The sequence below is a fragment of the Deinococcus marmoris genome, assembly GCF_001949125.1.
Taxonomy (GTDB): domain Bacteria; phylum Deinococcota; class Deinococci; order Deinococcales; family Deinococcaceae; genus Deinococcus; species Deinococcus marmoris_A.
Map to the genome: position 1 here is coordinate 1 of NZ_MSTI01000009.1, position 25,526 is coordinate 25,526.

27 protein-coding genes and 1 pseudogene are annotated in these 25,526 nt (G+C 65.3%); 18 read left to right on the forward strand and 10 right to left on the reverse strand.

Annotation, left to right across the window (positions count from 1 at the left end; genetic code table 11):
- Positions 1-309, forward strand: a pseudogene (locus tag BOO71_RS27525) (IS4 family transposase); the annotation flags it as partial.
- Between the two features lie 136 nt (positions 310-445).
- Here BOO71_RS27525 and BOO71_RS01295 read toward each other — a convergent pair.
- The gene (locus BOO71_RS01295) at positions 446-1,027 is read right to left on the reverse strand and encodes a hypothetical protein (protein WP_254842978.1); all 582 of its coding nucleotides are present in this window, start codon (positions 1,025-1,027) and stop codon (positions 446-448) included.
- Positions 1,028-1,184: 157 nt separating this feature from the next.
- Here BOO71_RS01295 and pgm point away from each other — a divergent pair, with 157 nt between their 5' ends.
- The 4 genes from pgm (at position 1,185) to murJ (ending at position 5,710) form a co-directional block, all read left to right on the forward strand.
- Positions 1,185-2,819: a phosphoglucomutase (alpha-D-glucose-1,6-bisphosphate-dependent) gene (gene pgm, locus BOO71_RS01300; RefSeq protein ID WP_075830194.1), complete on the forward strand. Its 1,635-nt coding sequence runs from the start codon at positions 1,185-1,187 to the stop codon at positions 2,817-2,819.
- Position 2,820: 1 nt separating this feature from the next.
- Positions 2,821-3,294 carry a hypothetical protein gene (locus tag BOO71_RS01305; protein WP_254842979.1) on the forward strand — a complete coding sequence of 158 codons (474 nt, stop codon included), beginning with the start codon at positions 2,821-2,823 and terminating at the stop codon, positions 3,292-3,294.
- 2 nt (positions 3,295-3,296) lie between these two features.
- Positions 3,297-4,016: a hypothetical protein gene (locus BOO71_RS01310; RefSeq protein ID WP_075830195.1), complete on the forward strand. Its 720-nt coding sequence runs from the start codon at positions 3,297-3,299 to the stop codon at positions 4,014-4,016.
- Between the two features lie 107 nt (positions 4,017-4,123).
- A complete protein-coding gene (gene murJ, locus BOO71_RS01315) occupies positions 4,124-5,710 on the forward strand; it encodes a murein biosynthesis integral membrane protein MurJ (RefSeq protein WP_075830196.1) in 1,587 nt (528 codons plus the stop codon).
- An 84-nt stretch (positions 5,711-5,794) separates the two neighbouring features.
- Here the strand turns inward: murJ and BOO71_RS26645 are convergent, their stop codons facing one another.
- Together BOO71_RS26645 and BOO71_RS01320 are read right to left on the reverse strand one after the other, a co-directional pair.
- On the reverse strand, positions 5,795-5,980 hold the full coding sequence (locus BOO71_RS26645; protein WP_139322671.1) for a hypothetical protein: 186 nt from the start codon (positions 5,978-5,980) through the stop codon (positions 5,795-5,797).
- A gap of 98 nt (positions 5,981-6,078) precedes the next feature.
- Positions 6,079-6,651 carry a YdcF family protein gene (locus tag BOO71_RS01320; RefSeq protein ID WP_075830197.1) on the reverse strand — a complete coding sequence of 191 codons (573 nt, stop codon included), beginning with the start codon at positions 6,649-6,651 and terminating at the stop codon, positions 6,079-6,081.
- Between the two features lie 247 nt (positions 6,652-6,898).
- Between BOO71_RS01320 and topA the strand changes: the two genes are divergently transcribed.
- The 3 genes from topA to BOO71_RS01335 are packed head-to-tail and all read left to right on the forward strand — an operon-like array spanning position 6,899 to position 10,620.
- A complete protein-coding gene (gene topA / locus BOO71_RS01325) occupies positions 6,899-9,790 on the forward strand; it encodes a type I DNA topoisomerase (RefSeq protein ID WP_075830198.1) in 2,892 nt (963 codons plus the stop codon).
- Between the two features lie 4 nt (positions 9,791-9,794).
- Entirely contained in the window at positions 9,795-10,103 is a 309-nt protein-coding gene (locus BOO71_RS01330) for a hypothetical protein (protein ID WP_075830199.1), read from the forward strand.
- 10 nt (positions 10,104-10,113) lie between these two features.
- Positions 10,114-10,620: a GNAT family N-acetyltransferase gene (locus BOO71_RS01335; RefSeq protein ID WP_075830200.1), complete on the forward strand. Its 507-nt coding sequence runs from the start codon at positions 10,114-10,116 to the stop codon at positions 10,618-10,620.
- A gap of 66 nt (positions 10,621-10,686) precedes the next feature.
- Here BOO71_RS01335 and BOO71_RS01340 read toward each other — a convergent pair whose 3' ends face one another.
- Positions 10,687-11,241 (reverse strand): SRPBCC family protein, encoded by a 555-nt coding sequence (locus BOO71_RS01340; protein ID WP_075830201.1) that lies wholly within the window; start codon positions 11,239-11,241, stop codon positions 10,687-10,689.
- Between the two features lie 99 nt (positions 11,242-11,340).
- Here BOO71_RS01340 and BOO71_RS01345 point away from each other — a divergent pair, with 99 nt between their 5' ends.
- The 4 genes from BOO71_RS01345 to BOO71_RS01360 all read left to right on the forward strand — a co-directional run bounded on the left by BOO71_RS01345 (position 11,341) and on the right by BOO71_RS01360 (position 15,260).
- Complete coding sequence (locus tag BOO71_RS01345) at positions 11,341-12,093, forward strand: FAD-dependent oxidoreductase (protein WP_075830202.1); 753 nt, start codon at positions 11,341-11,343, stop codon at positions 12,091-12,093.
- Entirely contained in the window at positions 12,090-13,070 is a 981-nt protein-coding gene (gene trmB / locus BOO71_RS01350; RefSeq protein WP_075830203.1) for a tRNA (guanine(46)-N(7))-methyltransferase TrmB, read from the forward strand. The genes BOO71_RS01345 and trmB overlap by 4 nt, the downstream gene beginning before the upstream one ends.
- Before the next feature lie 70 nt (positions 13,071-13,140).
- Entirely contained in the window at positions 13,141-14,685 is a 1,545-nt protein-coding gene (gene guaA / locus BOO71_RS01355) for a glutamine-hydrolyzing GMP synthase (protein WP_075830204.1), read from the forward strand.
- Positions 14,686-14,693: 8 nt separating this feature from the next.
- Complete coding sequence (locus tag BOO71_RS01360) at positions 14,694-15,260, forward strand: Uma2 family endonuclease (RefSeq protein ID WP_139322672.1); 567 nt, start codon at positions 14,694-14,696, stop codon at positions 15,258-15,260.
- Positions 15,261-15,263: 3 nt separating this feature from the next.
- On the opposite strand, the gene BOO71_RS01365 is transcribed toward BOO71_RS01360, so the two are convergent.
- Positions 15,264-16,826: a phospholipase D-like domain-containing protein gene (locus tag BOO71_RS01365; protein ID WP_083652832.1), complete on the reverse strand. Its 1,563-nt coding sequence runs from the start codon at positions 16,824-16,826 to the stop codon at positions 15,264-15,266.
- Between the two features lie 72 nt (positions 16,827-16,898).
- Between BOO71_RS01365 and BOO71_RS01370 the strand changes: the two genes are divergently transcribed.
- A complete protein-coding gene (locus tag BOO71_RS01370; protein WP_075830205.1) occupies positions 16,899-17,564 on the forward strand; it encodes an MOSC domain-containing protein in 666 nt (221 codons plus the stop codon).
- A 2-nt stretch (positions 17,565-17,566) separates the two neighbouring features.
- On the opposite strand, the gene BOO71_RS01375 is transcribed toward BOO71_RS01370, so the two are convergent.
- A complete protein-coding gene (locus BOO71_RS01375) occupies positions 17,567-17,989 on the reverse strand; it encodes a bleomycin resistance protein (protein ID WP_075830206.1) in 423 nt (140 codons plus the stop codon).
- Positions 17,990-18,227: 238 nt separating this feature from the next.
- Positions 18,228-18,629 (reverse strand): hypothetical protein, encoded by a 402-nt coding sequence (locus BOO71_RS01380; protein WP_075830207.1) that lies wholly within the window; start codon positions 18,627-18,629, stop codon positions 18,228-18,230.
- A gap of 144 nt (positions 18,630-18,773) precedes the next feature.
- On the opposite strand from BOO71_RS01380, the gene recO reads away from it, so the two are divergent.
- Positions 18,774-19,547, forward strand: a complete 774-nt coding sequence (gene recO, locus BOO71_RS01385) for a DNA repair protein RecO (RefSeq protein WP_075830208.1) — start codon at positions 18,774-18,776, stop codon at positions 19,545-19,547.
- Positions 19,548-19,607: 60 nt separating this feature from the next.
- Positions 19,608-21,431, forward strand: coding sequence for a sensor histidine kinase (locus BOO71_RS01390; RefSeq protein WP_075830209.1), 1,824 nt, complete (start codon positions 19,608-19,610; stop codon positions 21,429-21,431).
- 47 nt (positions 21,432-21,478) lie between these two features.
- Here the strand turns inward: BOO71_RS01390 and BOO71_RS01395 are convergent, their stop codons facing one another.
- Together BOO71_RS01395 and BOO71_RS01400 are read right to left on the reverse strand one after the other, a co-directional pair.
- Entirely contained in the window at positions 21,479-22,171 is a 693-nt protein-coding gene (locus BOO71_RS01395) for a 16S rRNA (uracil(1498)-N(3))-methyltransferase (protein ID WP_075830210.1), read from the reverse strand.
- Positions 22,168-22,971 (reverse strand): 50S ribosomal protein L11 methyltransferase, encoded by an 804-nt coding sequence (locus BOO71_RS01400; RefSeq protein ID WP_075830211.1) that lies wholly within the window; start codon positions 22,969-22,971, stop codon positions 22,168-22,170. Before BOO71_RS01400 ends, BOO71_RS01395 begins: the two co-directional genes overlap by 4 nt.
- Before the next feature lie 204 nt (positions 22,972-23,175).
- Here BOO71_RS01400 and proC point away from each other — a divergent pair, with 204 nt between their 5' ends.
- Positions 23,176-23,967 carry a pyrroline-5-carboxylate reductase gene (proC, locus tag BOO71_RS01405; protein WP_075830212.1) on the forward strand — a complete coding sequence of 264 codons (792 nt, stop codon included), beginning with the start codon at positions 23,176-23,178 and terminating at the stop codon, positions 23,965-23,967.
- A 75-nt stretch (positions 23,968-24,042) separates the two neighbouring features.
- Positions 24,043-24,609 carry a hypothetical protein gene (locus BOO71_RS01410; RefSeq protein WP_075830213.1) on the forward strand — a complete coding sequence of 189 codons (567 nt, stop codon included), beginning with the start codon at positions 24,043-24,045 and terminating at the stop codon, positions 24,607-24,609.
- A 26-nt stretch (positions 24,610-24,635) separates the two neighbouring features.
- Here BOO71_RS01410 and pyrE read toward each other — a convergent pair whose 3' ends face one another.
- Positions 24,636-25,205: an orotate phosphoribosyltransferase gene (gene pyrE / locus BOO71_RS01415; protein ID WP_075830214.1), complete on the reverse strand. Its 570-nt coding sequence runs from the start codon at positions 25,203-25,205 to the stop codon at positions 24,636-24,638.
- Between the two features lie 44 nt (positions 25,206-25,249).
- On the opposite strand from pyrE, the gene BOO71_RS01420 reads away from it, so the two are divergent.
- Positions 25,250-25,453, forward strand: a complete 204-nt coding sequence (locus tag BOO71_RS01420) for a helix-turn-helix domain-containing protein (protein ID WP_075830215.1) — start codon at positions 25,250-25,252, stop codon at positions 25,451-25,453.
- The last annotated feature ends 73 nt before the right edge of the window (positions 25,454-25,526 follow it).

The following is a 25,526-nucleotide window of genomic DNA, read 5'->3' on the forward strand; positions in this document are numbered from 1 at the left end:
TTTGCGATGGAGTTTCCGTTCCGGGACGGCAAGCAGTTCGCGGGCCTGGGTGATTGCCAGTCCCGTCAGGCTCAGGCGCTGCACTTCCACTGGAATATGGCGCTGCATAGCGTTTCTGTAGCCAGAGCCAGTCAGTTGATGAACCAGCGGGCTGGCCCGCTGGTCTTCAGCATGGAAGACGAAAAACGCCGTGCCTATAACGAATTTTTCGCTGATCGAATTTTATCTCTGTTGCCTGGCGATCTGACTTGCGAAAAATTCGCCCCACAGATCGCCGACCTGCTGCTCCTGGGGGTCAAGGCTGCTTGAAACCTTCCGGACTACTGATGCTGTTCACTGTGGCTTATCAAGCTGACGCCCGCGTGACGCCCACCTTCAGTAAATCTGAGGACAGCTCATGAGAAGTGCCGAGGCGAAATGCCCCGGCACGAGAACCAAGTTAGATTTAAATTTCTTCTGGAGTGGTCTGGGTCACAGCGCAGTTGCTGTAGACATCCACATTGCCCAGAACCGTGTTGTTGATGGTAAAGCTTGAAGATCCCGTGTTGACAACGAGCTGCGGGTAGAACCCTCCCACCTTCCCGGAGGCGGTGACCACTTTGACCGTCACGGCAACCGGGTTGACAACGATGCTCTGGGGCAGGAACGCGCCGTTGGCCGAGTTGGCGTCGAACGTAATCTTATAATTGCCATTCCCAACGGCTGCCAACTGGGAACCGGTGTAGGTGGCCGTGTAGTTGTTGTCGTACTGATTGTCGTTCTGTCCCTTCAGTCCGAGGGTGACGTTGCTGATGGTGCCTTGCAAGGTGAAGTTGACGGCAACCTGGGTTGAGCGGCTGCGGCCTGTCGCGTTTCCAGTCACGTTGTCACAGGCGATAAATGGGCCACTCGCCGAATTCAGGCGATATTCAGTGCGAACCTCATTAATCTTGCCGTTTGCGCTGCCATCCGGCGCACTGCCGCTATTACAGCTTGCCAGAATCCCGGTCAGTCCCACACCTATAGCCGCCATCATTATTTTCTTCATGCCACTCACTTTAGCCCCGTTCCGCGCCAAATTGGGTGACTGTTACATTTATGAAACGTGAGTGCCGGGGCGGTCCAGGGGATTTTTTCTCCGGATTCGGCCTGTCCTTTACTCATGTTGCCCGGCTGCCGGGCCATCCCCCGTTAAACTGCTTCCCATGACCATCAGCGAACTGGCCGGAAAAACCGCTCCTCAGAGCCTGCTGACCAACATCCCCCGTCTGGTGGCGCACTATTACGAGACGCGCCCGGATGCCTCCGATCCCCTCCAGCGCGTGGCGTTCGGCACCAGCGGCCACCGGGGAACCAGCGTAAGCGGCACCTTCAACGAGGCGCACATTCTGGCGGTGGCGCAGGCGGTGGCGGAACACCGCGCAGCGGCGGGCATCAGCGGGCCGCTGTTCATGGGCCTGGATTCCCACGCCCTGTCCGAACCCGCGTGGATGAGCGCCCTGGAAGTGCTGACCGCCAACGGCGTGCGCGTTTGCGTGCAGCCCGGCGTGATGACCCCCACACCCCTGATCAGCCACGCGATCTTGCAACACAACCGCGCGGGCCAGGGCGGAACTGCCGACGGCATCGTGATCACGCCCAGCCACAATCCCCCGCAGGACGGCGGTTTCAAGTACAACCCCCCCAGCGGCGGCCCCGCCGACACCGACGTGACCGGAGCGGTGCAGGCCCGCGCGAACGCCATTCTGGAAAATGAAATGCGCGACGTGAAACGTCTGTCCCTGGAAGACGCGATGGGCAAGCTGGAAGAATTCGACTTCATCACCCCCTACGTGCGCCAGCTTCCCGAGGTGATTGATCTGGACGCCATCCGCGAAAGTGGCGTGCATGTCGGCATCGATCCGCTGGGCGGGGCCAGTCTGCCCGTCTGGCAGGCGATTCTGGCCGAGTACAACCTGAACTTCGAGATCGTCAACAACACCGTCGATCCCCGCTTCGCCTTCATGAGCGTCGATAAGGACGGCAAGATTCGCATGGACTGCTCCAGCCCCTACGCGATGGCTGGGCTGCTGCGCCTCAAGGACGATTTCGACGTGGCCGTGGGCAACGACCCGGATGCGGACCGGCACGGCATCGTGACCGCCGACGGCCTGATGAATCCCAACCACTATCTGGCGGTGATGATCGATTACCTGTTCCAGCACCGTCCCGGCTGGCGTGCCGAGGCAGGCGTGGGCAAAACGCTGGTTTCGAGTGCGCTGATTGACCGCGTGGCCAATGGCCTGGGCCGCAATCTGGTGGAAGTTCCGGTGGGCTTCAAATACTTCGTGGACGGGCTGCTGACGGGCGATCTGGGCTTTGGCGGCGAGGAATCCGCCGGGGCCAGCTTCCTGCGCCTGGACGGCAGCCCGTGGAGTACCGACAAGGACGGCCTGATCCCCGGTCTGCTGGCCGCCGAGATGACCGCTAAGACGGGCAAGACCCCCAGCCAGCGCTTCGCGGACCTGACCGAGAAATACGGCGCAACCGCCTATGACCGTCAGGACGCCCCTGCCACGCCCGCGCAGAAGAAGATTCTGGGCAACCTCTCGCCCGAGGACGTGAAGGCGCAGACCCTGGGAGGCGATCCGATCACCGCCCGCCTGACCCGCGCCCCCGGCAACGACGCGCCCATCGGCGGCCTGAAGGTAACAACAGCCGAGGCATGGTTCGCCGCCCGCCCCAGCGGCACCGAGGACGTGTACAAAATTTATGCCGAGAGCTTCAAGGGAGCGGACCATCTGAAACAGGTGATGGAGGAAGCCCGCGACGTGGTTTCCGAGGCGCTGGGAGGCAAGTAGGGTGGGGGAGAGTGCGCCGCATACGGTCATTACCCGTGAGGAGTTGCGCGGCGTGGAATTCGACTGGTTCGCCGCCGATGCACGCGGGCATGTCGCCCAGTTCATGGCGGCGGGCGACGACGCTGGGGTGCCGGACGCGGCCCTGGCCTCCGAGGAATTGCTGGAGGCCCTGCACGTCTGGATCGACACCCGCCCCGAAACCGAGCCGCCCAACGCCCCCGCAGGTGGTTTCGACGAACACCTGACTCCGCCCCAGCGCCGGGGAGCCTTCGTGTATGACCGCGTGCCCGATGAGTCCGGCATCTACCGCCTAGTGGCCGCGCCGCGCATGCCTTTCACGGTAGCGGAGCTGCCTGCACATCTCCGCGAGTATCTGGCAGATTTGACGCTTGACGTGACGTTCGGGGCGGCGCGGTTGCAGGTAGGGGCAGATGGGGTGGCGCAGGCCGAAGATGGTTTGCAGGACGGCCAGTAATTATGGGCGTCTATTACAATGTTCTGGGCGTGATCGCCTCTGGCAGGCGGGATCAGGTCAAGGCCGATTTGAAAGACCTCCTTGCCGATGATCTGACGGGTGACAGGCCATTCAGATTAGACTTCTCCGCCGATACCCTGCAATCAATCGACATCGAAGACAATGAATCGCAGATTTCCGAAAGCGTCTGGATTCGCTTCTATCCGCAGGTTCAAGGCTCGCTCTATCAGTTCTTCAGCGTGGAGACACCAGCCCTGTTCACGAAGCACATCCAGACCAGTTCGGCATTGATAGAGCGGCTGCGGGCGGTGGCCGATGTTGCCAGACCACTGGTCATGAAATCTGTGATCACGGACTACACCCCGGACATCATCCAGACTGGCAGTATCCAGAAATTGATGGAGTCGTGCGGAGGAATCATCTACTTCTCTGACGTTTTCGCATACGATCTCACCGAGTTGAAAAGTTTCGAGGATCACCCTTTCGCTTACAGAATCTACCACCAGGAATCTGGCTGGCTCTGCGTCAGGCCAAACGGGGCTGGGAATGAGTCCTGCTACGTCTTTGATAATAGAGGTCATAGAAATGTTAAGTGGCGTCAGATCAATGACGCAGGATTGGACATTCTCCATTCTTCTTTGATTCAAACCTATGATCGGCAGATGGCCCCAGTTCTGGAGAAGATCAGGCAGCGGATTTCTGCCTTGCCGCCGAATTCCTAGACTTCTTCCAGAGACTCAAGGTGGCCTGTCGCGTTTTTGGGCCTGTGTTGCTCCACCGGGTTCTACAACTTGAAAATGATCGGCCCCAATCCACTACAGTTGACCGCGTGACCGTCCCGCCCGCCGCCCCCGATCCCCGCGAACCCAAGCAAGGCCCCGCCAACCCCTCACCACTGCCCCGCAAGTCCCTGCGCGCCAATACCCTGATCGTCATGGCGGGCACGCTGGGTTCGCGGCTGTCGGGCATCGTGCGCCAGCAGATCATCAACCTGTTCGGAGACACGCTGACCGACGCCTTCAACGTGGCGGTCAAGGTGCCCAACCTGCTGCGCGAACTGCTGGCCGAGGGCGCGCTGGTCAACTCCTTTATCCCGGTCTACAAGTCGCTGGACACCGCCGAGCGCAGGAAGCTGGCCCAGACCTTCAGCGGCGTGCTGATCGCGGTCAACCTGATCCTGATGGCGGTGGGCATCCTGGCCGCGCCGTGGATCGTGGGCCTGCTGACGGCAGCGGACGCCAACATTGACCGCGCCGTGGCCGTGTACATGACGCAACTGGTCATGCCCTTCTTGATGCTGATCAGCCTGTCTGCCGTGGCGATGGGCCTGCTGAACGCCGACGAGCATTTCCGCGAAAGCAGTTTTGCCCCGGTGGCCTTCAACCTTGCCAGCATCGTGGCGCTGCTGTTGCTGCCCAACACCGCTACCTGGCTGGCCTTCGGCTGGCTGATCGGCGGGGTGGCGCAACTGGTGGTGCAGTTGCCCTCGCTGAACCGTTTTGGCCTGCTGCCCACGCCAAGCCTGAAGCCCAATCCGGCGCTGTTGCGGGTGCTGCGGCAGATGGCCCCCTTTACCCTGACTGCCGGGGCGCGGCAGTTTCTGAACCTGTACGTGACCCGGCTGCTGACCAACGCCTCGCAGTTTCCGCAGGGAACACAAACGGGCTACGGCAACGCCGAGGCGCTGTTCACGATGGCGAACGGCCTGTTCGTGGTCTCGCCCGCGCTGGCCCTGTTCCCCCGTTTTTCCGAACATGCCGCCGCCCGCGACTGGCCCGCCTTCAAGGCGCTGACCGTGCAGGGCATCCGCACCACCACCTTTCTGGCCGCCCCCATAAGCGCCCTGCTGGTCACGCTGGCCCCCTACGCCGTCAGCCTGTTCAACCTGCGCGCCGACTACTCCCTGACCCGGTTCGAGGCAGGCAGCGGCATCCTGACCGGCTGGGCACTGGCCCTCGTTCCCTGGGCCATCGTGACCCTGCTGCTGCGGACCTTCTATGCCCGCGAACGCACGATGGAAGCGGTGACCGTCAGTGCCATTGGCTTTGTGCTGGAGGTCGGGCTGTACCGCCTGCTGGTGCCGCCGCTGGGCTTGCTGGGTTTCGGGGTCAGCACCGCCATTTCCGGCATTCTGATGGCCGGGGCGCTGGCCCTGCTGTACCGCCGCGCGCTGGGCTTTCCGGGCCGCGAGATCACGGCGCATCTGGCGCGGGTGCTGCCGCTGTCGGTGATCGCGGGATTGGTGGCGTGGCTGGCCCTGCGCTTCGTCCCATTCATTCCCGCTCCCGGTTCCATCGTCGCTGGCCTGATCGGCCTGAGCGTGGCGGGCGGCGCGGGACTGGTTGCCTACCTGCTGGGCGCATTGGTCCTGAGAATGCCCGAGATGGGCGGGTTGGTCAGAAGGTTGAGGCGCTGAGTGGTCAAAACAAAAAATCGCCCCTAAAGGCGTCATCTTTACTGCGATATCTGTATAAAGGTGCAACTGGGGGGCGAGAGGGCGTTACTTCAGGGCTGTCAGGACCGCCGCGAAACCAGTGAGCAGGGCGGCAATTGCGGTGATGATCACGGCAATGTCGCTCGGCGTCAGAGGTTTACGGGGGCGTTTTGGTGTATCCTTCCGGTGGTTAGCCATAGGAATATCACCTCCTTTGAAGCGCCCGGAGTGCGAATCCGGGCGCTTTTTCACGCTCGGAGTTCATGGCCTGCTCGCTTTTCCCCAGTTGTCATGCACCCCGTCCCTTGCGGGACATCACCACTCTAACGCAAAGTGTTTCAGATCACGCTTTACAGGCGAATGCCGATCAGGGCGTAGGCCACCAGCGCCACCTTCTCGCGCAGCAGGTAACTGTGGCTGACGCCCTTGCTCAGCGGGCTGGCGCTGACATCGGCTTCCATGCCCAGCGCGCGGGCCAGGGCCAGGGCGCGTGGCGCGTGGGCCTCGTCGGTGACCAGCGTGATGGGCGTGTGGGGCGGCAGCATGGTGCGGGCAAAGCGCAGGTTTTCGATGGTGGTCCGGCTGCGTGCCTCGGCCAGCAGGGCGGAGGCCGGGACGCCGTATTTCTCCAGGTACGCCTGCCCCACCTCGCCCTCGCTGAAGGGATCGCCGGGGCGTCTGCCGCCCGTGACCACGATATGGGTCACGCCGCCGCCCCGGTACAGCGCCAGTGCGTGGTTCAGCCGCCGCTGAAAGGCCGGGCTGGGCCGTCCCGCGTACTGCGCCGCGCCCAGCACGATCAGGGTGGGATGGGGGCGCTCCGTATTCGGGACACGTAAATTGGGCAGCGCCAGAAAACCCACCGCCAGCAGGGCTAAAACTGCCAGCGGAAGAAGAGAGAGGGTGGACCCCCTGGAGCGCATGGCGGGCAGCGTAGCATGAAGATATTCTTAAAGTGGTGCGGAGCCGTGCGAATCGGTGTTTTCTCCGGAAATGCAGGCTCCTGACGCCGTGGCCTGCGCCTGGAACGGCCTCTCCATCTTTTGCGTCTTACCTCCCGAAGCTTGTTTAGAGGCCGTGCTACCCTCGGGCCTGCCTTTCAAACGTCAGGTCACGCTGAGATCGACTGACCCGACGGACCCGCAAAGCGCCCCAGGAGTGTTGCCCCTTATGTCCAAGACCCTCGTGATCGTCGAATCTCCCGCCAAGGCCCGCACCATCGAGAAGTACCTCGGAAAGGGGTACGCGGTGGAGTCTTCGATTGGGCATATCCGTGACCTGCCCAAGAGTGCGGCGGACATTCCCGAGAAATACAAGGGGCTGGCCTGGGCGCGGCTGGGACTGGATATCGAGAACGACTTCCAGCCTCTCTATGTGGTGTCGCCGGAGAAACGCCAGCACGTCGCCAAGTTGCGGAAGATGGCCGCCGAGGCCGACGAGATCATCCTGGCGACAGACGATGACCGCGAGGGCGAGAGCATCGCGTGGCACCTGTTTCAGGAGCTGAAGCCCAAGGTGCCGGTCAAGCGCATGGTCTTTCACGAGATCACCAAGGAAGCCATTCAGGCCGCGATTGCCTCGCCGCGCCAGATCGACACCAATCTGGTGGAGGCGCAGGAAGCCCGCCGCGCGCTGGACCGGCTGTACGGCTACGAGGTCAGCCCGGTGCTGTGGAAGAAGGTGGCCCCCAAGCTGTCGGCGGGCCGTGTACAGAGCGTGGCGACGCGCATGCTGGTGGAGCGCGAGCGTGAGCGCATGCGGTTTGTCAGCGCGCCGTGGTGGGATCTGCTGATCACCGGGCGCACGGCGGAGGACGCCACCTTTCCCGCCCGTTTAACTGATGTGGCCGCACAGAAACTGGCGCTGGGTAAGGACTTTGATTCCCTGACCGGCAAGCTCAAGCCTGAGGCGAAGGTCCGCACGCTCTCCGAGGCCGAGGCCCGCGCTCTGGCCGATGGTCTGACCGGGCAGCCGCTGACCGTCACCTCCGCCGAGGAAAAGCCCTTCACACAGCGCCCCTACCCACCTTTTATTACGTCCACGCTTCAGCAGGAGGGCAGTCGTAAACTGGGCTTCGCCGCCACCCGCACCATGCGCGCCGCCCAGCGGCTCTACGAGGGTGGTTACATCACCTACATGCGAACGGACAGCACCAATCTCAGCGTCGAAGCTGTGACCGCCGCGCGTACCCAGGTTTCGCAGATGTACGGGCAGCCGTATCTCTCGCCGCAGCCGCGTGTGTACGCCAAGAAGGCCAAGAATGCCCAGGAAGCCCACGAGGCGATCCGGCCCGCTGGCAGCAGCTTCCGCACGCCGGATTCTCTGCGCGGTGAGCTGAGCGGCGACGAATGGCGTTTGTACGACCTGATCTGGAAGCGTACCGTGGCCTGCCAGATGGCGGATGCACGGGGCCGCAGCCTGCGCGTGCGTCTGGGCGGCAAGGCGCGAAGCAGTTCAGGAGGGGCTGGCGAGGAAGTCGGCCTTAGCGCCTCTGGCCGCACCATCGATTTCCCCGGCTTCCTGCGCGCCTATGTGGAGGGCAGCGACGATCCCAGCGCGGCGCTGGAAGACCGTGAGACGCCGCTACCGCCGCTGAAACAGGGTGAGCGCGTGACCGCCGAGACGGTGAAGCCCGAGGGCCACGAAACCCAGCCCCCTGCCCGCTACACCGAGGCCAGTCTGGTTCAGAACATGGAAGGCGCGGGCATTGGCCGCCCCAGCACCTACGCCAGCATCCTGGGCACCATTCAGGACCGGGGATACGCCACCAAGAAGGGGCAGGCGCTGGTGCCGAGCTGGACGGCCTTTGCCACCTCCGCGCTGCTGGAACACCATTTCGGCAATCTGGTGGATTACGACTTCACCGCCAAGATGGAAGAGGATCTGGATGACATCGCGGGGGGCCGTGCCAAGCGCGTGCCTTACCTGCAACGCTTTTATCTGGGCGTCGGGGGCGAGGGGATGGCGCTGCGTCCGCTGATTGACCGCCAGATGGCCGAGATTGACGCGCGCAGTATCGCCACCATCGCCGTCCCCCGGCTGGAGGGCAGCGGCATCGAGGTTCGCGTGGGGCGCTACGGCGCTTACATGCAGCGCGGCGAGGACAAGGCCAATCTGCCCGAAGGACTTGCGCCCGACGAGCTGAATCTGGAAATGGCCGAGGAGATCCTGAGTCGCCCCAGCGGGGACCGTCCCCTGGGCATCGACGAGGCCAGCGGACATCCCGTGGTGGCCCGCGCCGGACGTTATGGGCCTTATGTCACGCTGGGTGCTGAGAATCCCCCAATTCGTACCGCCAGCCTGTTTCCTACCGATGATCTGGCTACGCTGACCTTGTCCCGCGCCCTGAAACTCCTGAGCCTGCCCCGGCTCGTCGGCACCTCCGAGGGTGAGGAAGTCTGGGCGTTGAACGGCAAATACGGCCCGTATCTGAAGCGCGCGAACGACAGTCGCAGCCTGACCGCGCACGAGGAGCTGTTCACGGTGACACTGGCCGAGGCCGAGGCGCTGTTCCTGCAACCGCGCTTTGGCAAGGGCCGTTCGCCCACGCCGCCGCTCAGCACCTATAAATACGAGGGCCGCGCCGATATCGTCCTCAAGTCCGGGCGCTTCGGCCCCTACCTGACCGACGGCGAACGCAACGCCACCCTCCGCAAGGGGGAGTCCGAGGACAACCTGACCGCCGAACGCGCCCTGGAAATTCTGGAGGAGCGCGGCAAGGAACCGAAGGCCAAAGCAGGCAAGCCCCGTAAGGCGGCGGCGAAGGCTGGGGCGGCTAAGAAGGCTCCTGCTAAAAAGACGGCCACCAAAGCACCCAACTCGAAAACGGCGGCCAGGAAAGCGCCCGCAAAAGCCCCGGCCAAGCCCACCTTTACGTGGGCGCAGCTCAAGCCACATCTGAAGGTGCTGTCCGCGCAGGAGCAGCAACTGGTCACTGCCACCCGCGAACTGGGGCGCAAGGTGGACGACGTGGCCCCCGAACTGGGGCTGGACGTGAAAAAGGCCAAGGGCATGGCCCTGCAAGCCAGCAAGAAACTGAATCAGGCGGCGCGCGGAGAGTAGGGCGATGCCCCGCGAAAGAGTCGCCGTTCCGCAGGCCTTGCACCTGACCCGCCTCGCCCAGAGTTCGCCGGGGCAATGGGTGGGCCTGCCCGGCGGCGAATTGCGCGTGCTGAATCTGAGCGGCAAATTGACGGGCGACGCCGTGACGGGCTGGCTGATCTGCCTGAGCGGTGAGGCTGTGGTTGATCTGCCCCAGAACAACTTCGTGCGCCTGCGCCCCGGCGAGGGCTACCGCGTGTCGGCGGGCGAATCCTGGATGGCCTTCGATACCAAGGAGGGCAGTGTCCTGCTGCTCTCGGTGGACGCCGGGTAAACTCCAGAGCATGATCCGTCCCGCCACCAGCGCCGACTTTGAACGCATCCACGAGATCATCAACGACGCCGCGCAGGCGTACCGGGGCATCATCCCCGCAGACCGCTGGCACGAGCCGTACATGCCGCGCGAGGAACTGAGCGAGCAGATCGCGGACGGCGTGGAATTCCTGTGTTTTGAAGACGGCGGCGAGGTGACTGGCGTGATGGGCATTCAGGACCGGGGCGAGGTCAAGCTGATCCGCCACGCCTACGTCGCCACCCGTCAGCGGGGCGGTGGCATGGGCTCAAAGCTGCTGCGAGAATTGCTGGGTTCCACCGAAAAGCCCGTGCTGATCGGCACTTGGGCCGCTGCCGCCTGGGCCATCGGCTTTTATCAGAAACATGGCTTTTCCGTGGTGTCGGAAGAGGAGAAAAACCGCCTTCTTCGCACGTACTGGAGCATTCCAGAGCGGCAGGTGGAAACCTCGGTGGTGCTGGCGGACGCGCGGTATCGGACACGCCTTCCTCTGGTCTGATTTATCTCGACGTGGCTTGCTGGGCCAGCCTTGCGCCTCCTCCATCAACTTTCAACCATCAACTATTTACTTTTTCTTCCCCTTGTTCGCCTTCGCGGCTTCCTTGGCGGCCTTGGCTTCGGCCTTCTGCTTCTCGGCCATCTCGCGGCCCATGTCTTCCATCAGTTGCGCGCCCTGGGCGTCCACGGTGCGCTGCAATTCCACCAGCGTGGTGATCACCATGTTGTTCAGCACGCGCTCCACCGGGGTTCTGATCCACTTGTAACGGATGCGGCCATTGATGCTCAGGGTGACTTCCGTGCCGCCGGGCATGGGCTTGAACTGCCACGCCTGCGTCAGTTTCTCCAGTGGCCCCACGTTGCGAACGCTTTCCCAGCCGCCGCGCTGGGGGGCCTGCAACTGGCCGTACTTGGCGGTGAAACTCAGGCCCAGCAACTTGCGCGAGAACTTGAAACGCACCAGGGCGTTGTTGGCCAGTCGGCCTCCCTCGGCCTCGTACTCGGCTCTGGTCAGGTTCGGATCCCATTTCACTCGGCGGCGCGGTTCCAGCGCCAGGCGGTACAGCACGTCTGGGCGGGACCGGACCACGATGGTCTGCTTGATGCTGATGGACTCGGACATAGTGGGGCCACTGTAGCGCGGGGCGGGGGCGCGGGCGCGGCGCTGGACATCGCCGTCGCCTCTTTTGCCCGCATCCTGCTTGCTACACTCCGCCGTGTGATGTTTGGACCCGATAAACCCCGCAGCCAGCCGCAACCGGGCCACCTGTACGACGTGGCCGTGGTGGGCGCGGGCCTGGCCGGAACCGAGCTGGCCTGGCGGCTGGCCCGCGCGGGCGCGGACGTGCTGCTGGTCTCGCAGGCGCTGGACCATCTGGGCAACCTGTACGCGCCGACCATCGACGACGCCGATTTCCCGCCCGGCAGCGTCTTCGCCCTGATCCGTGATGGGATCGCCCCCGACACCGACGGCTGGACCTTTCACCGCCAGCTCAAGGCGGAGATCGAGGGAACGTCCGGCATTCATCTGCTGCAAAGCACCGTGACTGAGCTGGATGAAACCGACGACGAGATGGTGCTGTCCACCTGGGAAGGCCCGAAACTGCACGCCCGTCAGGTGGTGCTGGCGGTGGGCGCGTTTCTCAAGGGCCGTCTGCTGATCGGCGACAGCATGGAGGAAGCCGGGCGACTCTCGGAGGTGGCCTACGACTTCCTGGCCGACGATCTGGCCCGCTCCGGCGTGTTCCTGATCGGCTCGGAGGCCACGGCGGCGGCGGTGGAGGGTGCACCGCCCTACGACGTGCGCTTCCTGACGCCCGCGCCCGGTGAGCTGGACGGCTTTCAGCTCACCCGCTTTGACCGCGTGCGCGCCGTGGGCCGCGTGTTGCCCGCCGAGTGTTCGTACAGAAGTGTGCTGGAAGACGCCGCCCGCCTCTCGGATGAGTTGCTGGCGGCGGGCGTGGTTCAGGAATGATCTCTCCGCTTGGGGACTTTCATTTCCCGGACGCCCCCTCCCGCCTGTACCCGCAGACGCCAGAGCGCCCCTGGGTGCTGGAAATCGGCTTCGGGGACGGGCGCTTCTGGCCGCACTACGCCGCCACATTCGAGACTGCCCCCAATTATCTGGGCGTGGAGTTGTCGGGCGTCTCGCTGCTCAAGGCCCAGCGTCGCCTCAAAAACGCGGGTCTGGACAATGCCATCCTGACCAAGCTGCCCGCCGACGTGCTGCTGCGCGAGGTGGTGCCGCATGGTGGCCTGGACAGTATCGTCGTCAACTTTCCCGATCCCTGGCCGAAAGCCGGGCATCTGGACCACCGCCTGCTGCGCGTGCCGTTCTTTGAACAGGCGGCCTCGCGCCTGAAGCCCGGCGGCGCGGTGCTGCTGACCACCGATCACGACGAGTATTTCGATTTCGCGTGCGCGGCGGCGCGGGACAGCGGCGTGATGAACGTGGTATTGACCGAACCGCCGCCCGCCGCGCTGGAGACCAAATATGCCCTCAAGTGGCGTGATCTGGGCCTCAGCCCCCAGCACGCCCGCTTCACGCCCACCGCCCACCCGGTTGTCCCGCACGGCGACATCCACCCCTACCCGGAGGACCCTGACCTCGTGCCACACGCCATTCTGACCCTGCCCGCAGACTTTATCCCCGCTGCTCCCGGCCAGCCCTTCGAGAAGCGCACGACCCGCGCGGGCGGCTGGACCGTCATCCTGCTGGACCTGTACGCCAGCCTGCGCCGGGACGGCTGGGTGGCGCTGGCCCATGTGGTGGAGGGGGAACTCACGCAGGAAGTGCTGATCGGCATTTCCGGGCGCGAGGACGGCAGCCATCTGGTGCGCCTCGCCAAATTTGGCGGCCCGATCATCACGCCGGGGGTCAAGGCGGCGGTGGGGGCAGTCACGGACTGGCTGGAAGAATCGGGCGGGCGGGTGACGCACCGGGGCTACTGAAGGCTGGCTTGTTGACTGGAGGAAGAGAGTCCCCTCCGCGCCCCGCCCCTTCGTGGCACAATCGGCCCCAATGAGCGTTGTCATTCTGGATTTCGGCAGTCAATTTACCCGCCTGATCGCGCGGCGGTTCCGCGAGCTGGGGGCCTACAGCGTCATTCTGCCCGGCTCGGCCTCGCTGGAGCGGATTCAGCAGGAAAGCCTGCAGGGCATCGTGCTGTCGGGCGGCCCCAGCAGCGTGTACGACGAGACTGCTCCCAGGCCCGCCCCCGGCGTGATGGAGTTGGATATCCCGCTCCTGGGTGTGTGCTACGGCATGCAGTACCTCGCCCACGAGGCAGGCGGCGACGTGAAACGGGCGGGCAAGCGCGAGTACGGCAAGGCGGACCTGACCCGTTACGGCGGCCAACTGTTCGAGGGGATCAGCGGCGAATTCGTCGCCTGGATGAGCCACAGCGACAGCGTGACCCAGTTGCCGCAGGGCTACGAGGTCATTGCCGAAACGGCGGATACGCCCGTCGCCGCCATCGAAAACTCGCAGACGCGGCGCTACGGCCTGCAATTTCACCCGGAAGTGGTCCATACCCCCAAGGGCGGTCAGATTCTGGGCAACTTCCTGACCATCTGCGGCGTGGCCCGCGACTGGACCGCCGAACACATCATTGACGAGCTGATTGCGGACGTGCAGAAACAGGTGGGCGAGGGCCGCGTGCTGCTGGCGATCAGCGGCGGTGTGGACAGTTCCACGCTGGGGCTGCTGCTGGCGCGGGCGGTGGGAGACCGCCTGACGGCGGTGTTCATCGATCACGGCCTGCTGCGCCTGGGCGAACGCGAACAGGTGGAAGCCGCGCTGATCCCGCTGGGCGTACATCTGGTCACGGTGGATGCCCGCGCCGAGTTCATGGGCGCGCTGGAGGGCGTCTCGGACCCCGAGCAGAAGCGCAAGATCATCGGGCGCGAATTCATCCGGGCCTTCGAGCGCGAGGCGGCCATTCAGGCGCAGGAACACGGCCCGTTCGACTTTCTGGCCCAGGGCACCCTTTACCCGGACGTGATCGAGTCGGCGGGTGGCCTTCAGTCCGACAAATCCGGCGCGGCCAACATCAAGAGCCACCACAATGTGGGCGGCCTGCCCGAAGACCTGAATTTCAAGCTGGTGGAACCCTTCCGCACGCTGTTCAAGGACGAGGTCCGCGAGATTGCCCGCCTGCTGGGCCTGCCCGAACACATCCGCATGCGCCACCCCTTTCCGGGGCCGGGGCTAGCAATCCGCTGCCTGGGCGCGATTTCGGAGGAAAAGATGGACATCCTGCGCCGGGTGGACGACATCTTTATCTCGGGCCTGCGTGAATTTGGGCTGTACGACGGCTGCTCTCAGGCGCTGGCGATCCTGACCCCGATCAGAAGCGTGGGCGTGATGGGCGACGAGCGCACCTACAGCTACACGGCGGCGCTGCGGGCGGTGACCACCGACGACTACATGACCGCCGAGTGGGCGCGCCTGCCCTGGGAATTTCTGGCCACCATGAGCAACCGCATCGTCAATCAGGTCCACGAGATCAACCGCGTGGTGTACGACATCACCGGCAAGCCGCCCGCCACGATTGAATGGGAATAGGCTGAGGCGTGAGCGCCCCGGACCTCAAAGCCATGAGCCTTGAAGAGTACCTGCGCACTGAGGAACTCAGTTCTTGCAAGCGCGAGTACGTGGGCGGCTTTGTGTACCCTCTGCATGGGCAGGCGGGGGTGGGAATGCCGCACTCGCTGATCAGCGGCAACATTTTTGGCACTCTGTACGGCACAGCCAGGAAAGAGGGTTGCCGCATCCATCAGTCCGACATGCGCCTGAGCATTGAGGCCAGCAGCAGCTATTTCTACCCGGACGTGATGCTGGTCTGCGACACCGGCAAGATGGAACGTCTGACCGAAACCGCGCCGTGTCTGCTGGTGGAAGTCCTCTCGCCCAGCACCGCTGCTAATGATCGGGTGGGGAAATACGCCATGTACACCGCCCTTCCCAGCCTGCAAACGTACCTGATCGTCGAACAGGACGAGCGGCGAGTCTATGCGTATGGGCGGGACGGGCAGAAGTGGAATCTGGCCGAACTTGCTGGAAGCGGCGAAGTTGAAATTCCTTGCCTGGGCCGTAGCCTGAGCCTGGATAACATCTATAGCGGGGTTCTCAGCGCCTGAGTTTCAGGGCCGCAGCCAGTACGGTAATTCAAACGGTTTGCCCCTTGCCCACTCGAAGTCGAAGTCCTGCCGCACTGCTTTTAATGCGGCGGGATCACTGGTGGCCAGCGTGTACTCGTTCAGGCCGTGATCGCCAAATGACGAGAAATGCAGGTTGAGGCTGCCCACCGTCGCCATCGCGTCGTCTACCAACGCGGCTTTTGTGTGCATGCCGCCCGCCGTGCCGGACCAGCGGACTTGCAGGTGGTCTTCCAGGCCCAGCGGCTTGAGCTGCTCCCACAGGCTGGACAGCAGCGCCAGCGGCTCGATTTGCAGCAGTGGATCGTGGTCCAGCACCACGCGGACGCGGACCCCATGCTCGCGGATTGCGCCCACGATGGCCTGCCACACGGGCAGAACCTCCTGCGGAAAGGGGCAGCCGCCCGGCGCGGTCAGGCTCAGGCTGCACTGCACGGTGCCGCTGATCTGCGACTGCATCAGGTCGATGCTGGACCCGGCGGCAGCGAACAGGGCGGGCAAGGCCGAGTCCTGCGTTTCGTACCCGGCGCGGCGGTACAGGCCATAGGCGCGCGAGGTTCCCGCAGGCTGAGGCGGGGCCGTGTAGAACAGCGGGTAAGGGTCCCCGGCGTCTACCAGCACGCAGCCTTTGTGTAAGTCGGCCACCGTGACGCCCGCCCGACACCGCAGCGGACGGCTCAGCAGCCAGGAATCGCGGAAGGCGGCCACCGTCTGCCGCGCCACCGGCCCCCTCAGCGTCAGCATCAGATCGGTCAGGTCCAGACCGCCAGGGGTGCTGGCGGGCAGATGAAAGAAGCTGATGTTGGCCCCGCCCGCTGTTGTTTCCTGCCCGTCGATGACCAGCACCTTGAGGTGGTTGTGCGGGTAGGCGTAGGTGTAGTTGGCAAGGGCGAGCGTGAAGCCCGGCACCGGATCGCCCGAGAGGGGCACCCCGGCCTCCAGCAGTTGCTGCGCGGCGCTGTAGACGCTGCTGGTGGGGTCCAGCAGGCTATCCAGGCGCACGCTGTTGCCGAACATCAGGCGCACGGTCACGCCCTGCGGGTAACGCTCAGGGTGCTGGGCCACCTGCCGCCGCAACTGCGCGATGGAGCGGGCCAGCAGCACGCCGGGAGAGCCGGGGCCGTCGTCCCACAGCATGTTGGCCAGCAGGACCTCGTGCCGTGCGCCCTCGATCTGGCGGGCCATCACGCTGAAGCCTCCCAGCGTGTCCGGGGGCTGTCCACTCAGACCGGAGTCGTCGTTGGGAAAGTGGATCAGCCCCACGAAGGCGTTGCCGCAGCTCAGCGCCGCGCCCTGGCCGCGCAGGTGGTCATACAGCACGCGGTCCAGCGGGGCCTGTGGTTCAGGGCAAGTGGGTGCCAGGGCTGGAGCCACCTCTGCCAGTCCATCCAGCGCGGCCAGATCAGGGGGGGAGAGTGGGCCGCTCAGCAGGGTCAGGGGCGGCGTACCCGGAACGGCCTGCGAGATGCCCACGCCCGCCCCCAGCGTCAGGAGCAGCCCCAGCAGCAGCGCCACGCCAAAGACCCGGAAAAACAGCAGCGTGCCCATCCTGCACAGCTTAGGCGGCGCGTCCGGGCCATATCTGACGGTGCCTTCACCACTCCTGATAGCTTGGAACCCATGACTGCCCCAGATCGCCAGATTCAGAGCGTCAATGCTGGTCAGCCTGCCCCTGTCCAGATTGGCGAGCGCCCGCACATCAGCGGCATCGACAAGCGTCCGTTGCCGGGCCGCGTGCAGATTGCTGAAGCTGGATTGGAGGGAGACCATGTGATGGACACGCGCCACCACGGCGGCCCCGATCAGGCCGTGTACATCTACACCCGCGAGGACTATGACGTCTGGGAGGCCGAACTGGGGCGGGCGCTGCCCCCCGGCCTCTTCGGCGAGAACCTGCTGATCAGCGGGCTGGAATCCGCCGCCATGCGCGTGGGGGACCGGCTGGAACTCGGAGAGACGGGCGGCGTGCTGCTGGAAGTCACCGCCCCGCGCATTCCCTGCGCCACGCTGGCGGCACACGTGGGCGATCCGGCCTTTGTCAAGCAGTTCAAGGGGCTGGCCCGTCCCGGCTTCTACACCCGTGTGCTGCGCGGCGGCGAGGTGGGGCCGGGCGACAGCGTGCGCCTGATTCCTGGCCCAGTAGACGCCCCCAGCATCGGCGATCTGTTCGCCCTACATTACAAACGCTCTGCCGATCCCAGAAAGCTGGAGGCGTACCTGAACTTTCCGCTGGCGGTGCGGGTGCGTGCTGATCTACAGGACCGACTGGCCAAAGCCGGGGCTTAACTTCAGTCCGTGAAACGCAGCAGATAACCGTCCGGGTCCTGCACCAGAAATTCGCGCTGCTGGTGTTCGGTGTCGCCCTCCAGATACACGGAGGTCTTCATGGGCACGAAGATGGGGTAGGCGTCGGCCTCCAGCCGCCTGTGTAGCGCGTCGATATCCGGCACCTGAATCTGAAAGTTGATGCCGCGTCCCAGGGGAGGCTCCAGCGGGCCGGTCTGCCAGGAACCCTCTGGGCGAATCTGCGAGAGCATCCATTGAATGCGCCCCAGGCTCAGATACGCGAAGCCGGGGCGGGTGTAGTTGACGGTGAAGCCGAACAGTCGGGTGTACACGTCCAGACTGCGCGCCAGATCGCTGACATCCAGTTCCGGCACGAGGGCGGCCCATTCGGTCACGGGGACGTGGGAGGTATTGGGTTCGGTCATGCGGGCAGGCTAGCGGAGGGGAAGGGTCAAACTGCTGAGGGTGGATTTATGGGTGGCCACCACGGTTTAACCCCTCCGCCCCTCCGGGGCACCTCCCCTTAGAAGGGAGGCAAGAGTCGCGAAATTGTCCGGCCAGTCGCGCTCCCTGGCTCCCTTCTGAGGGGAACAGACTGGCTGGCACAGCTCCGCAGGAGAGGGTTTGCCTTCCACGTTATTCGTCCCAATCCCGAAGTGACTCCTACTCCGTATATGGCAGTTCCAGTGGAAAAATCCGCCCGGCCAGTGTCTCCAGCCCCTTGCGCCCGGCGCGGCCCTGGCAGGCTTCGGTGGCGGTACACAGGGTCACGTAGCGGCTGCGGCGGGCGGCCACCACCACGCGGTACAGGGCGGCCTCGCTGCGGCTGCGGGTGTAGTGGCACAAGTCGCAGTGCAGGGCATTTTTCCCCTTGGGGTCCAGCGGGGTGAATTCCGCCAGTTGATCGCCGTGGACCAACGCCAGCCGCCCATCGGCCACCGGGTACAGGCCCAGGGTGGGCAGGGCGTCGCCCTCATGGGGGCCGAACAGTTCGCGGTGCGTTTCGGGAAAGAGTTCCCGCAGCAGATCGCGGACACTGTGTTCCTGTGGGCGCGGGTCGTTCATCGCCTGTCAGTTTACCCGCCCGGCGCGGCCAGGAACGTGGAGAGCGGCACAGGCGGCGCAGACGGGAGCGCCTAGACTGCTGAGTGTGACGCGGCCCTCAGCGCAGGAAAACTCGGCGCAGAAGAATTTGATGCGAGATCGGCCATGAAGTTCCGTAGCGCCAACCGCAGCGGCATCGTGATCCGCCGCCGGGTGATGCCGTCCGGCGACATCATCGTGACGTTGCTGACGCCGCAGGGCAAGCTCAAGGCCATTGCGCGCGGCGGGGTGCGCGGACCGCTGGCCAGCCGTCTGAACCTGTTTCACCATGTGGGCGTGCAGGTGTACCAGACGCCCAACAACGATCTGGCCACGGTCAAGCAGGCGGTGCTGGAGGGTGCGCTGCCCAGTCTGGCCGAGCCGGAGCGGCACGCCTTCGCGCACCTGATGGCCGAATTTGCCGACGCGCTGTTTCAGGAAGGCGAATTCAGCGAGACGGCGTTCGAGCTGTTCGCGGCGGCCCTGCGCGGCGTGGCGCACCAGCCGGACCCCGAATGGGTGGCGCTGGTCATGAGTTACAAGTTGCTGGGGCTGGCCGGAATCGTGCCGCAGACCGCCCGCTGTGCCCGCTGCGGTGCGCCGGACCCCGAATACCCGGACCCGCTGGGTGGTCAGATGCTGTGCGCGGCCTGCGCCAGCCTGCCCGCGTATCCACCCACCTCGCTGGACTTCTTACGCGGGGTGGTGCGCCGCACGGTGCGGGCCAGCATGGACGCCCCGGTGCCGCTGTCAGAGCGTCCGGCGCTGTGGCGGGCGCTGGAGCGCTTCGTGACCGTGCAGGTGGGCGGCGTTCACAGTTGGCGGCAACTGGTGCCCAGCGAACCGGGTGCGGCAGACCCGGCGCTGGGCACGGGTCTTCAGGCCATCCCGCCCATCTGAGGGGTATCCTGTTGCTGTCCCCACTTCTATTTCCACCTTCAATCGCTTCATGAGGAACTTTTGACATCCGAGGAATTGCTCAACACCCGGCAGGCGCTGGCCGAAGCGCAGCAGCAGATCAAGGTCCTGTCCACCTTCATGGCGCTGACCCAGGCCGCTGCCACGATTTCTGATCTGGAAATGCTGGCCCGCAGCGCCCAGGAGGTCTTGCAGGCCCATATTCCCGGACTCCAGGCCGCCTTTTACCGGTGTGTGGGGGAACGCTGGGTGGCCCAGCAGACGACGGACGGCCTGTCGCCGGAGTTTCTGGATCTGGTTCGGCACGGCCTGCCGCTGGACACGCCCCCCTTTGCCCAGACGGTTCAGGCGGGTGGGCCGATGTTCTTTGAAGACTGGGACGCCGGGAAGCAGCGGGTGCCGTTCACCGAAGCGTTCGGCGCGGTGGCGCTGGCCCCCTATTTTCGGGACGGCAGGCCCGGCGCAGTCCTGGCCATTGGGCTTGTCGGCGCGTCGGTCTGGACACCGGAGCAGCGCCAACTGTTCAGCGCCGTTCATCAGGCCGTGTTGGGTGCCCAGCAGCGCGGCATTCAGACCGAACTCCACGAGCGTCAGCTTGGCCTCGAAGCCTTCATGCAACTGACCGAGGCCATCGGCGTGGGCACAGACCGCGTGGAAGCCGCCCAGCGCGCCCGCGATCTGCTGCTGGAGCTGCTGCCCGAGTGGTCTTTCGGGTACTACGAGTTGCAGGACGGACTGTGGAAGGCGCTGCTGGCCGAGGTTCCTGACCCCGTGCTGCGCGAGGCGCTGGCCGCCGGGTTGCCGATCAGCACGCCCAGTTTCCAGGCGGCAGTCGGGGCGGGTGGACCGGTGTTCTTTGACGAGTGGGACGCCGCAGAGCAGCGGTTCGATCACAGTGAGGGCTATGGCGTGACGGGCTTCTATCCGTACCTGCGCCGGGGTCAACCCATTGCCATGTTCGCCATCGGCAGTCCGCAGCGGCGCTGGCAGCCGCAGGAACGCGCGGTGTTCCTGGCGGTGAGCCGCAGCCTGGAGCTGGCGCTGGAACGCGGCTGGGCCGCCGCCGAACTGGAAGCCAGTTACCGGCAGCTCGAACGCAGCAACGACGAGCTGATGGCCGCCAACGGGGAGCTGGAAGCCTTCGCCTACAGCGCCTCGCACGATCTGCGGACCCCCGTACGCCACGTCAAGGGCTTTACGGAGTTGATCCGCCGCGCGCTGGACAGCGGGCAGCCCGAAAAGGCCGAGCGATCCCTGAACGTGCTGGACGAGGCCGCCGACCAGATGACCCGCATGATCGACGCCATGCTGGAACTGTCGCGCAGCACCCGCCAGCCCCTGCGCCGCGAGGACGTGTCCCTGAGCCAGCTCGTGGACGAAGCCCGCCAGGACGTTCACGACGAGCTGGCAGGCCGCGAGATCGAGTGGCGTCTGGGGGCGCTGCCCACCGTGCCGGGAGACCGCGCCACCCTGCGGCAGGTGATGACGAACCTGCTGAGCAACGCAGTTAAGTTCACCCGCCGCGCCGCCCAGCCGGTGATCGAGGTCTGGACCGATGAGGACGAGGACGGCTGGACGGTGTGGGTCCGCGATAACGGTGCGGGCTTCGATCCGGCGTATGAGGCCAAGCTGTTCGGTCCCTTTCAGCGCCTGCATCTGCAAAAGGACTTCGAGGGCACCGGGATCGGCCTGGCCACCGTGCGCCGCATCATCCTGCGCCACGGCGGACGCGTGACCGCCAGCAGCGCTCTGGATCAGGGGGCCACATTCAGCTTCACACTGCCCCGCACCGTCGGGGAAGAGGCGCAGTCGGCCCAGGCGCTGGCTGAGGTTCCGGCAGGCTTTCTGGCGAAACCTGGGGATTGACAGTGCGGATTGCGCGTTCGAGACTTCTCGGCCTGTTGATCTAAAACTTATTCGCCTGCCGCCGCAATCGCGCCCAGCAGCGCCACTGGGGCCGTTTCCGCCCGCAGGATGCGTGGCCCCAGCGTGACCTCGTATGCGCCGCGCTCAATGAGTCCAGCCACCTCGGCGTCGGTCAGGCCACCTTCCGGGCCGGTCAGGACGTTCACGGGCGCGGACCAGTCCAGCAGATTCATGATCCGTCCGGCTGAACCCGGCTGGGCCACGAAAAGCTGACCGTCCCAGCAAAAATCCGCCAGCGCGATGGGCGTGAGGACTTCGGGCACCACCGCGCGGCGGGACTGCTTGCTGGCTTCCTCGGCCACCCTCTGCAAACGCATCAGCTTCTGCGCGCCGATCTCGCGGGCGTCGGCGCGGGCGGTGACCAGCAGTTGCACCCGTGCCACGCCCAGTTCGGTGGCGGCGCGCACCACGTCCGAGAGCTTGTCGCCCTTCAGGAGCGCCACCGCCAGCGTCAGGGGAAACGGGGTTTCCGCCGCGCCACTGACCGCTGCACCCAGGATCAGCACGGCATGGCCCGCTTCCAGTTCCATGATCTCGGCCCCAGCCTCCGCACCCTGGCCGTCGAAGACGCGCAGCACGTCGCCCACCCTCAGCCGCAGGACGTGCAGATGGCGGGCCTCGCGCGGTCCCAGCGTCATCTGCGGAGTTAGTTCCTGGACACGGATACGCGTGTCGGTCATGCCTGCGGTGACGTGGCCGTGACCAGCACCCACTCGCCGTCCTCGCGCACGGTGACGCCGCCGAAGCCCTCGCGGTCCAGCGCGGCGCGCACGAGGTCCAGTTTGCCCGTCAGGATGCCGGTCAGGATCAGCGGGGAACCGGGGCGCAGCGCGGCGGCATATTCACCCGCCAGCAGATCGTGCAACTCGGCGTAGAGGTTGGCCACCAGCACATCGAAAGTCTCGTCGGATTCGTCGCCCAGGCCCAGGCTGCCCTCTGCGAAGGCCACGCGGCCCGGCGGCACCCCATTGATTTCTGCGTTCTCGATGGCGATGGGAATGGTCAGTGGATCGATGTCCAGCCCGGTGGCGTGATCCGCGCCCAGCAGCGCCGCCGCGATGGCCAGCACGCCGCTGCCCGTGCCCACGTCCAGCACGCGCCTGCCCGTCAAATCCAGAGCGGACAGCGCCTCCACCGCCATGCGCGTCGTGGCGTGGTGCCCGGTCCCGAAGGCCATGCCCGGCTCGATGATCAGCGCCGTCTGCCCGGCCTCCACCTCATCCCGCAGCCACGGCGGCACGATGGTCACGCGGCCCGCGCGCACGGGTTTCAGCGTGGCCTTGAACTGGGCCTGCCAGTCCTGCTCGGCCTCGTCTCGCCATTCGCCGTCCGCGATCTCGGCATCTAAGTCTGTGCGGGCGTCGAAGTAGGCGCGGATCAGCCCGGCGCGTTCCTCCAGACCCGTCGCGCCCGCCTCCCACAGTAAATCCAGGTGCGCCTCGCGCGTTTCAAAAGTTCCGGGCAGGTGGTAGACCAGCATGGGCAGGAGTCTAAAGGTCTGAAGGTCTCCATGCTGAAGACGGGGACTGTCCTGCCGCCCGCCTTGTCCGGCCAGCTTTGCCAGGAGAGGGGAAGAGAGAACAGCGCCTCAGCATCCAACTGCCGCGCGGCCTTCATCCATTCAGACTTCCAGTGGTTAGACGCTTGAACCGCGCCCCAGCGCCTCCCCCCTATACTGCCGCGCATGGAACTTGCCATCGTCGGCGTCGGAAAACTGGGGCTGGCCCTGCTCGAAGGTGTGACCTCGCGCGGCGGGATCGCGCCCACGCAGATCGGCCTGATTGATGCCAACATGGCGCGGGTGCAGGAGATCGCCGCGCGGACTGGGGCGCGGGTGATCGAACACGCGGACCTACGAGATGCCCAGCGCATTCTGGTGAGCCTGCAACCGCGCGTGTTCCCGGAGACCAGCGAGTGGCTGGCGCAGGAGAACGCCGGGTACATCAGCACGATGGCCGGGGTCAGCGTGGCCAGTCTGGCGCGGCGGCTGGGCACGCAGCGGGTGGTGCGCGTGATGCCCAATCTGGCGGCCACCATCGGGCTGTCGCAGACCGCCATCACCGGGCCGCAGGAGGCCGCCGACGCGGGTGATCTGGCCTTCGCGCACCACCTGTTCGGGGCGGTGGGCGACGCCTACGATCTGCCCGAACACCTGTTCAACGCCTTTACGGGCATGAGTGCCTCTGGCCCCGCCTACGCCGCCGTGGTGGCCGAGGCGCTGGCCGATGGCGGTGTCCGCATGGGCCTGCCGCGCGTGCTGGCCAACGAGCTGGCGGCCAAGTTGCTGGTGGCCAGCGGCGAACTGCTGCAACGCCGCGCCCACCCCGGCATGCTCAAGGACGAGGTGGCCTCGCCGGGCGGCACCACCATCGCCGGGCTGGCCGCCCTGGAAGCGGCGGGCGTGCGCGGCGGCCTGATGCAGGCGGTGATCGAGGCCACCCGCCGCAGCACCGAACTGGGACTGGATCAGGAATAGGACAGTGGAGGCGGACGGCTCGCTTCCGCCCGCGTCAGAACACCGTCAAGGTCCGCGCTCTAAGCTGATCCTCAGATGCCTGCCCACCAGACCGCCTTTCGTCTTCTGCCTGCGCTGCTGCTGGGCGCTCTGGCCTGGGCCGCCGCGCAGGGCAATGCTTATCCCGATTATTACCCTAGCAAGCCTGGCACCCACTGGACCTACAGCAACGGCGAGACGCAGGTGGTGGGGCCAGCCGTGACCTACCGGGGCGTGCGGGTGGTGCCAGTCAGCCACCAGTTCGGGGGCAAGACCTTCACGCAGGACCTGCTGGAATACCGCCCGGACGGCAGCGTTTGGCTGCGCGGCGTGAACGCGGGCGGGCGGCTGGGCTGGTATGCCGCGCCGCTCAATGTTTATCCGCCCGCGCCGCTCACGCCGGGCCAGCGCTGGTCCAGCGGCAAGGGCACGCTGAAGTCCGTCAGCGCTGTCACCGGGATAGCGGCCATCAACGGCGCGGGCCGCAAATACAACGCGTTCAGTATCCGCACCGAGACCAACGCGGGGGGGCAGATCAGCGCCCAGACCACGTATTTTGTGCCGGGCCTGGGCGTCGTGCGTTACGAGACGGCAGACGGCGTAAAGATCGACTTGGAGCGCTAGCGGGAGAACGTTCGCCTGGCTGAACGCTAGATTTCCTGCAACGGAATCTGTGCCAGCCACTCCGGCACGTCATCCGGCGGGTAGGTGTCGAAGACCAGACGGGTCAGCGAGACCAGCGGATAGCCTTCCAGCGGGCCTTCCACGGCGCGGCGGTCCACGATGCAGGCAATCGCGGCGCATCTTCCCCCGGCAGCCTCGGCGGCGCGCACGGCTTTCAGCACGCTGCCCCCGGTGGTCAGCACGTCTTCCACGGCGATAAACGCCTCGCCCGGCGCAATCGTGAACGCCTCCCGGATTTTCATGCCGCCTTTCCCGTCTTTCTCGGCAAAGATGGCGCGCACGTCCTCGCCGCCGTAATGCCGGGCCACCTCATAGGCTAGGACTACACCGCCCATTGCCGGGCCGATGATCAGGCCAGCCTGAAGGCCCGCATCGGTCAGCTTTTCGGCCAGCGCGGCGGCGATCTGCTCGGTCAGGTGCGGGTATTGCAGCACGGTGGTGCTTTGCAGGAATTTAGGGCTGTGGCGGCCACTGGCAAGGAGAAAATGCCCCTCGTGGTAGGCCCCGGCCTGTCGGTACAGCGCGAGAACGTCCATGCGGGGAGTATCGCATTCCTGGCCGCGACGGCGCATCATGGCGTATGACCTCGCCCCCCTTTCCCGGCGCACTGGTGGTTCGCGCTCGGCGGCAGCTCCTGGGCTTCTCGCAGGAAGAGCTGGCGCGTGAGGCCGGGCTGTCGGTGGCGCTGCTGCAAAAGCTGGAGCTGGGCGAATACGATCCGCGCAGCCTGCATCAACTGGCCCGGCAGGTGCTGGAAAAGCGGCTGGACATCAGTTTGCTGTGAGCTGGAGGGACAGCAAAAAGCCGCCTGGGGGGATGTCCTCCAGTGCGGCTTCTCGATTTCAGGAATGGCTTGA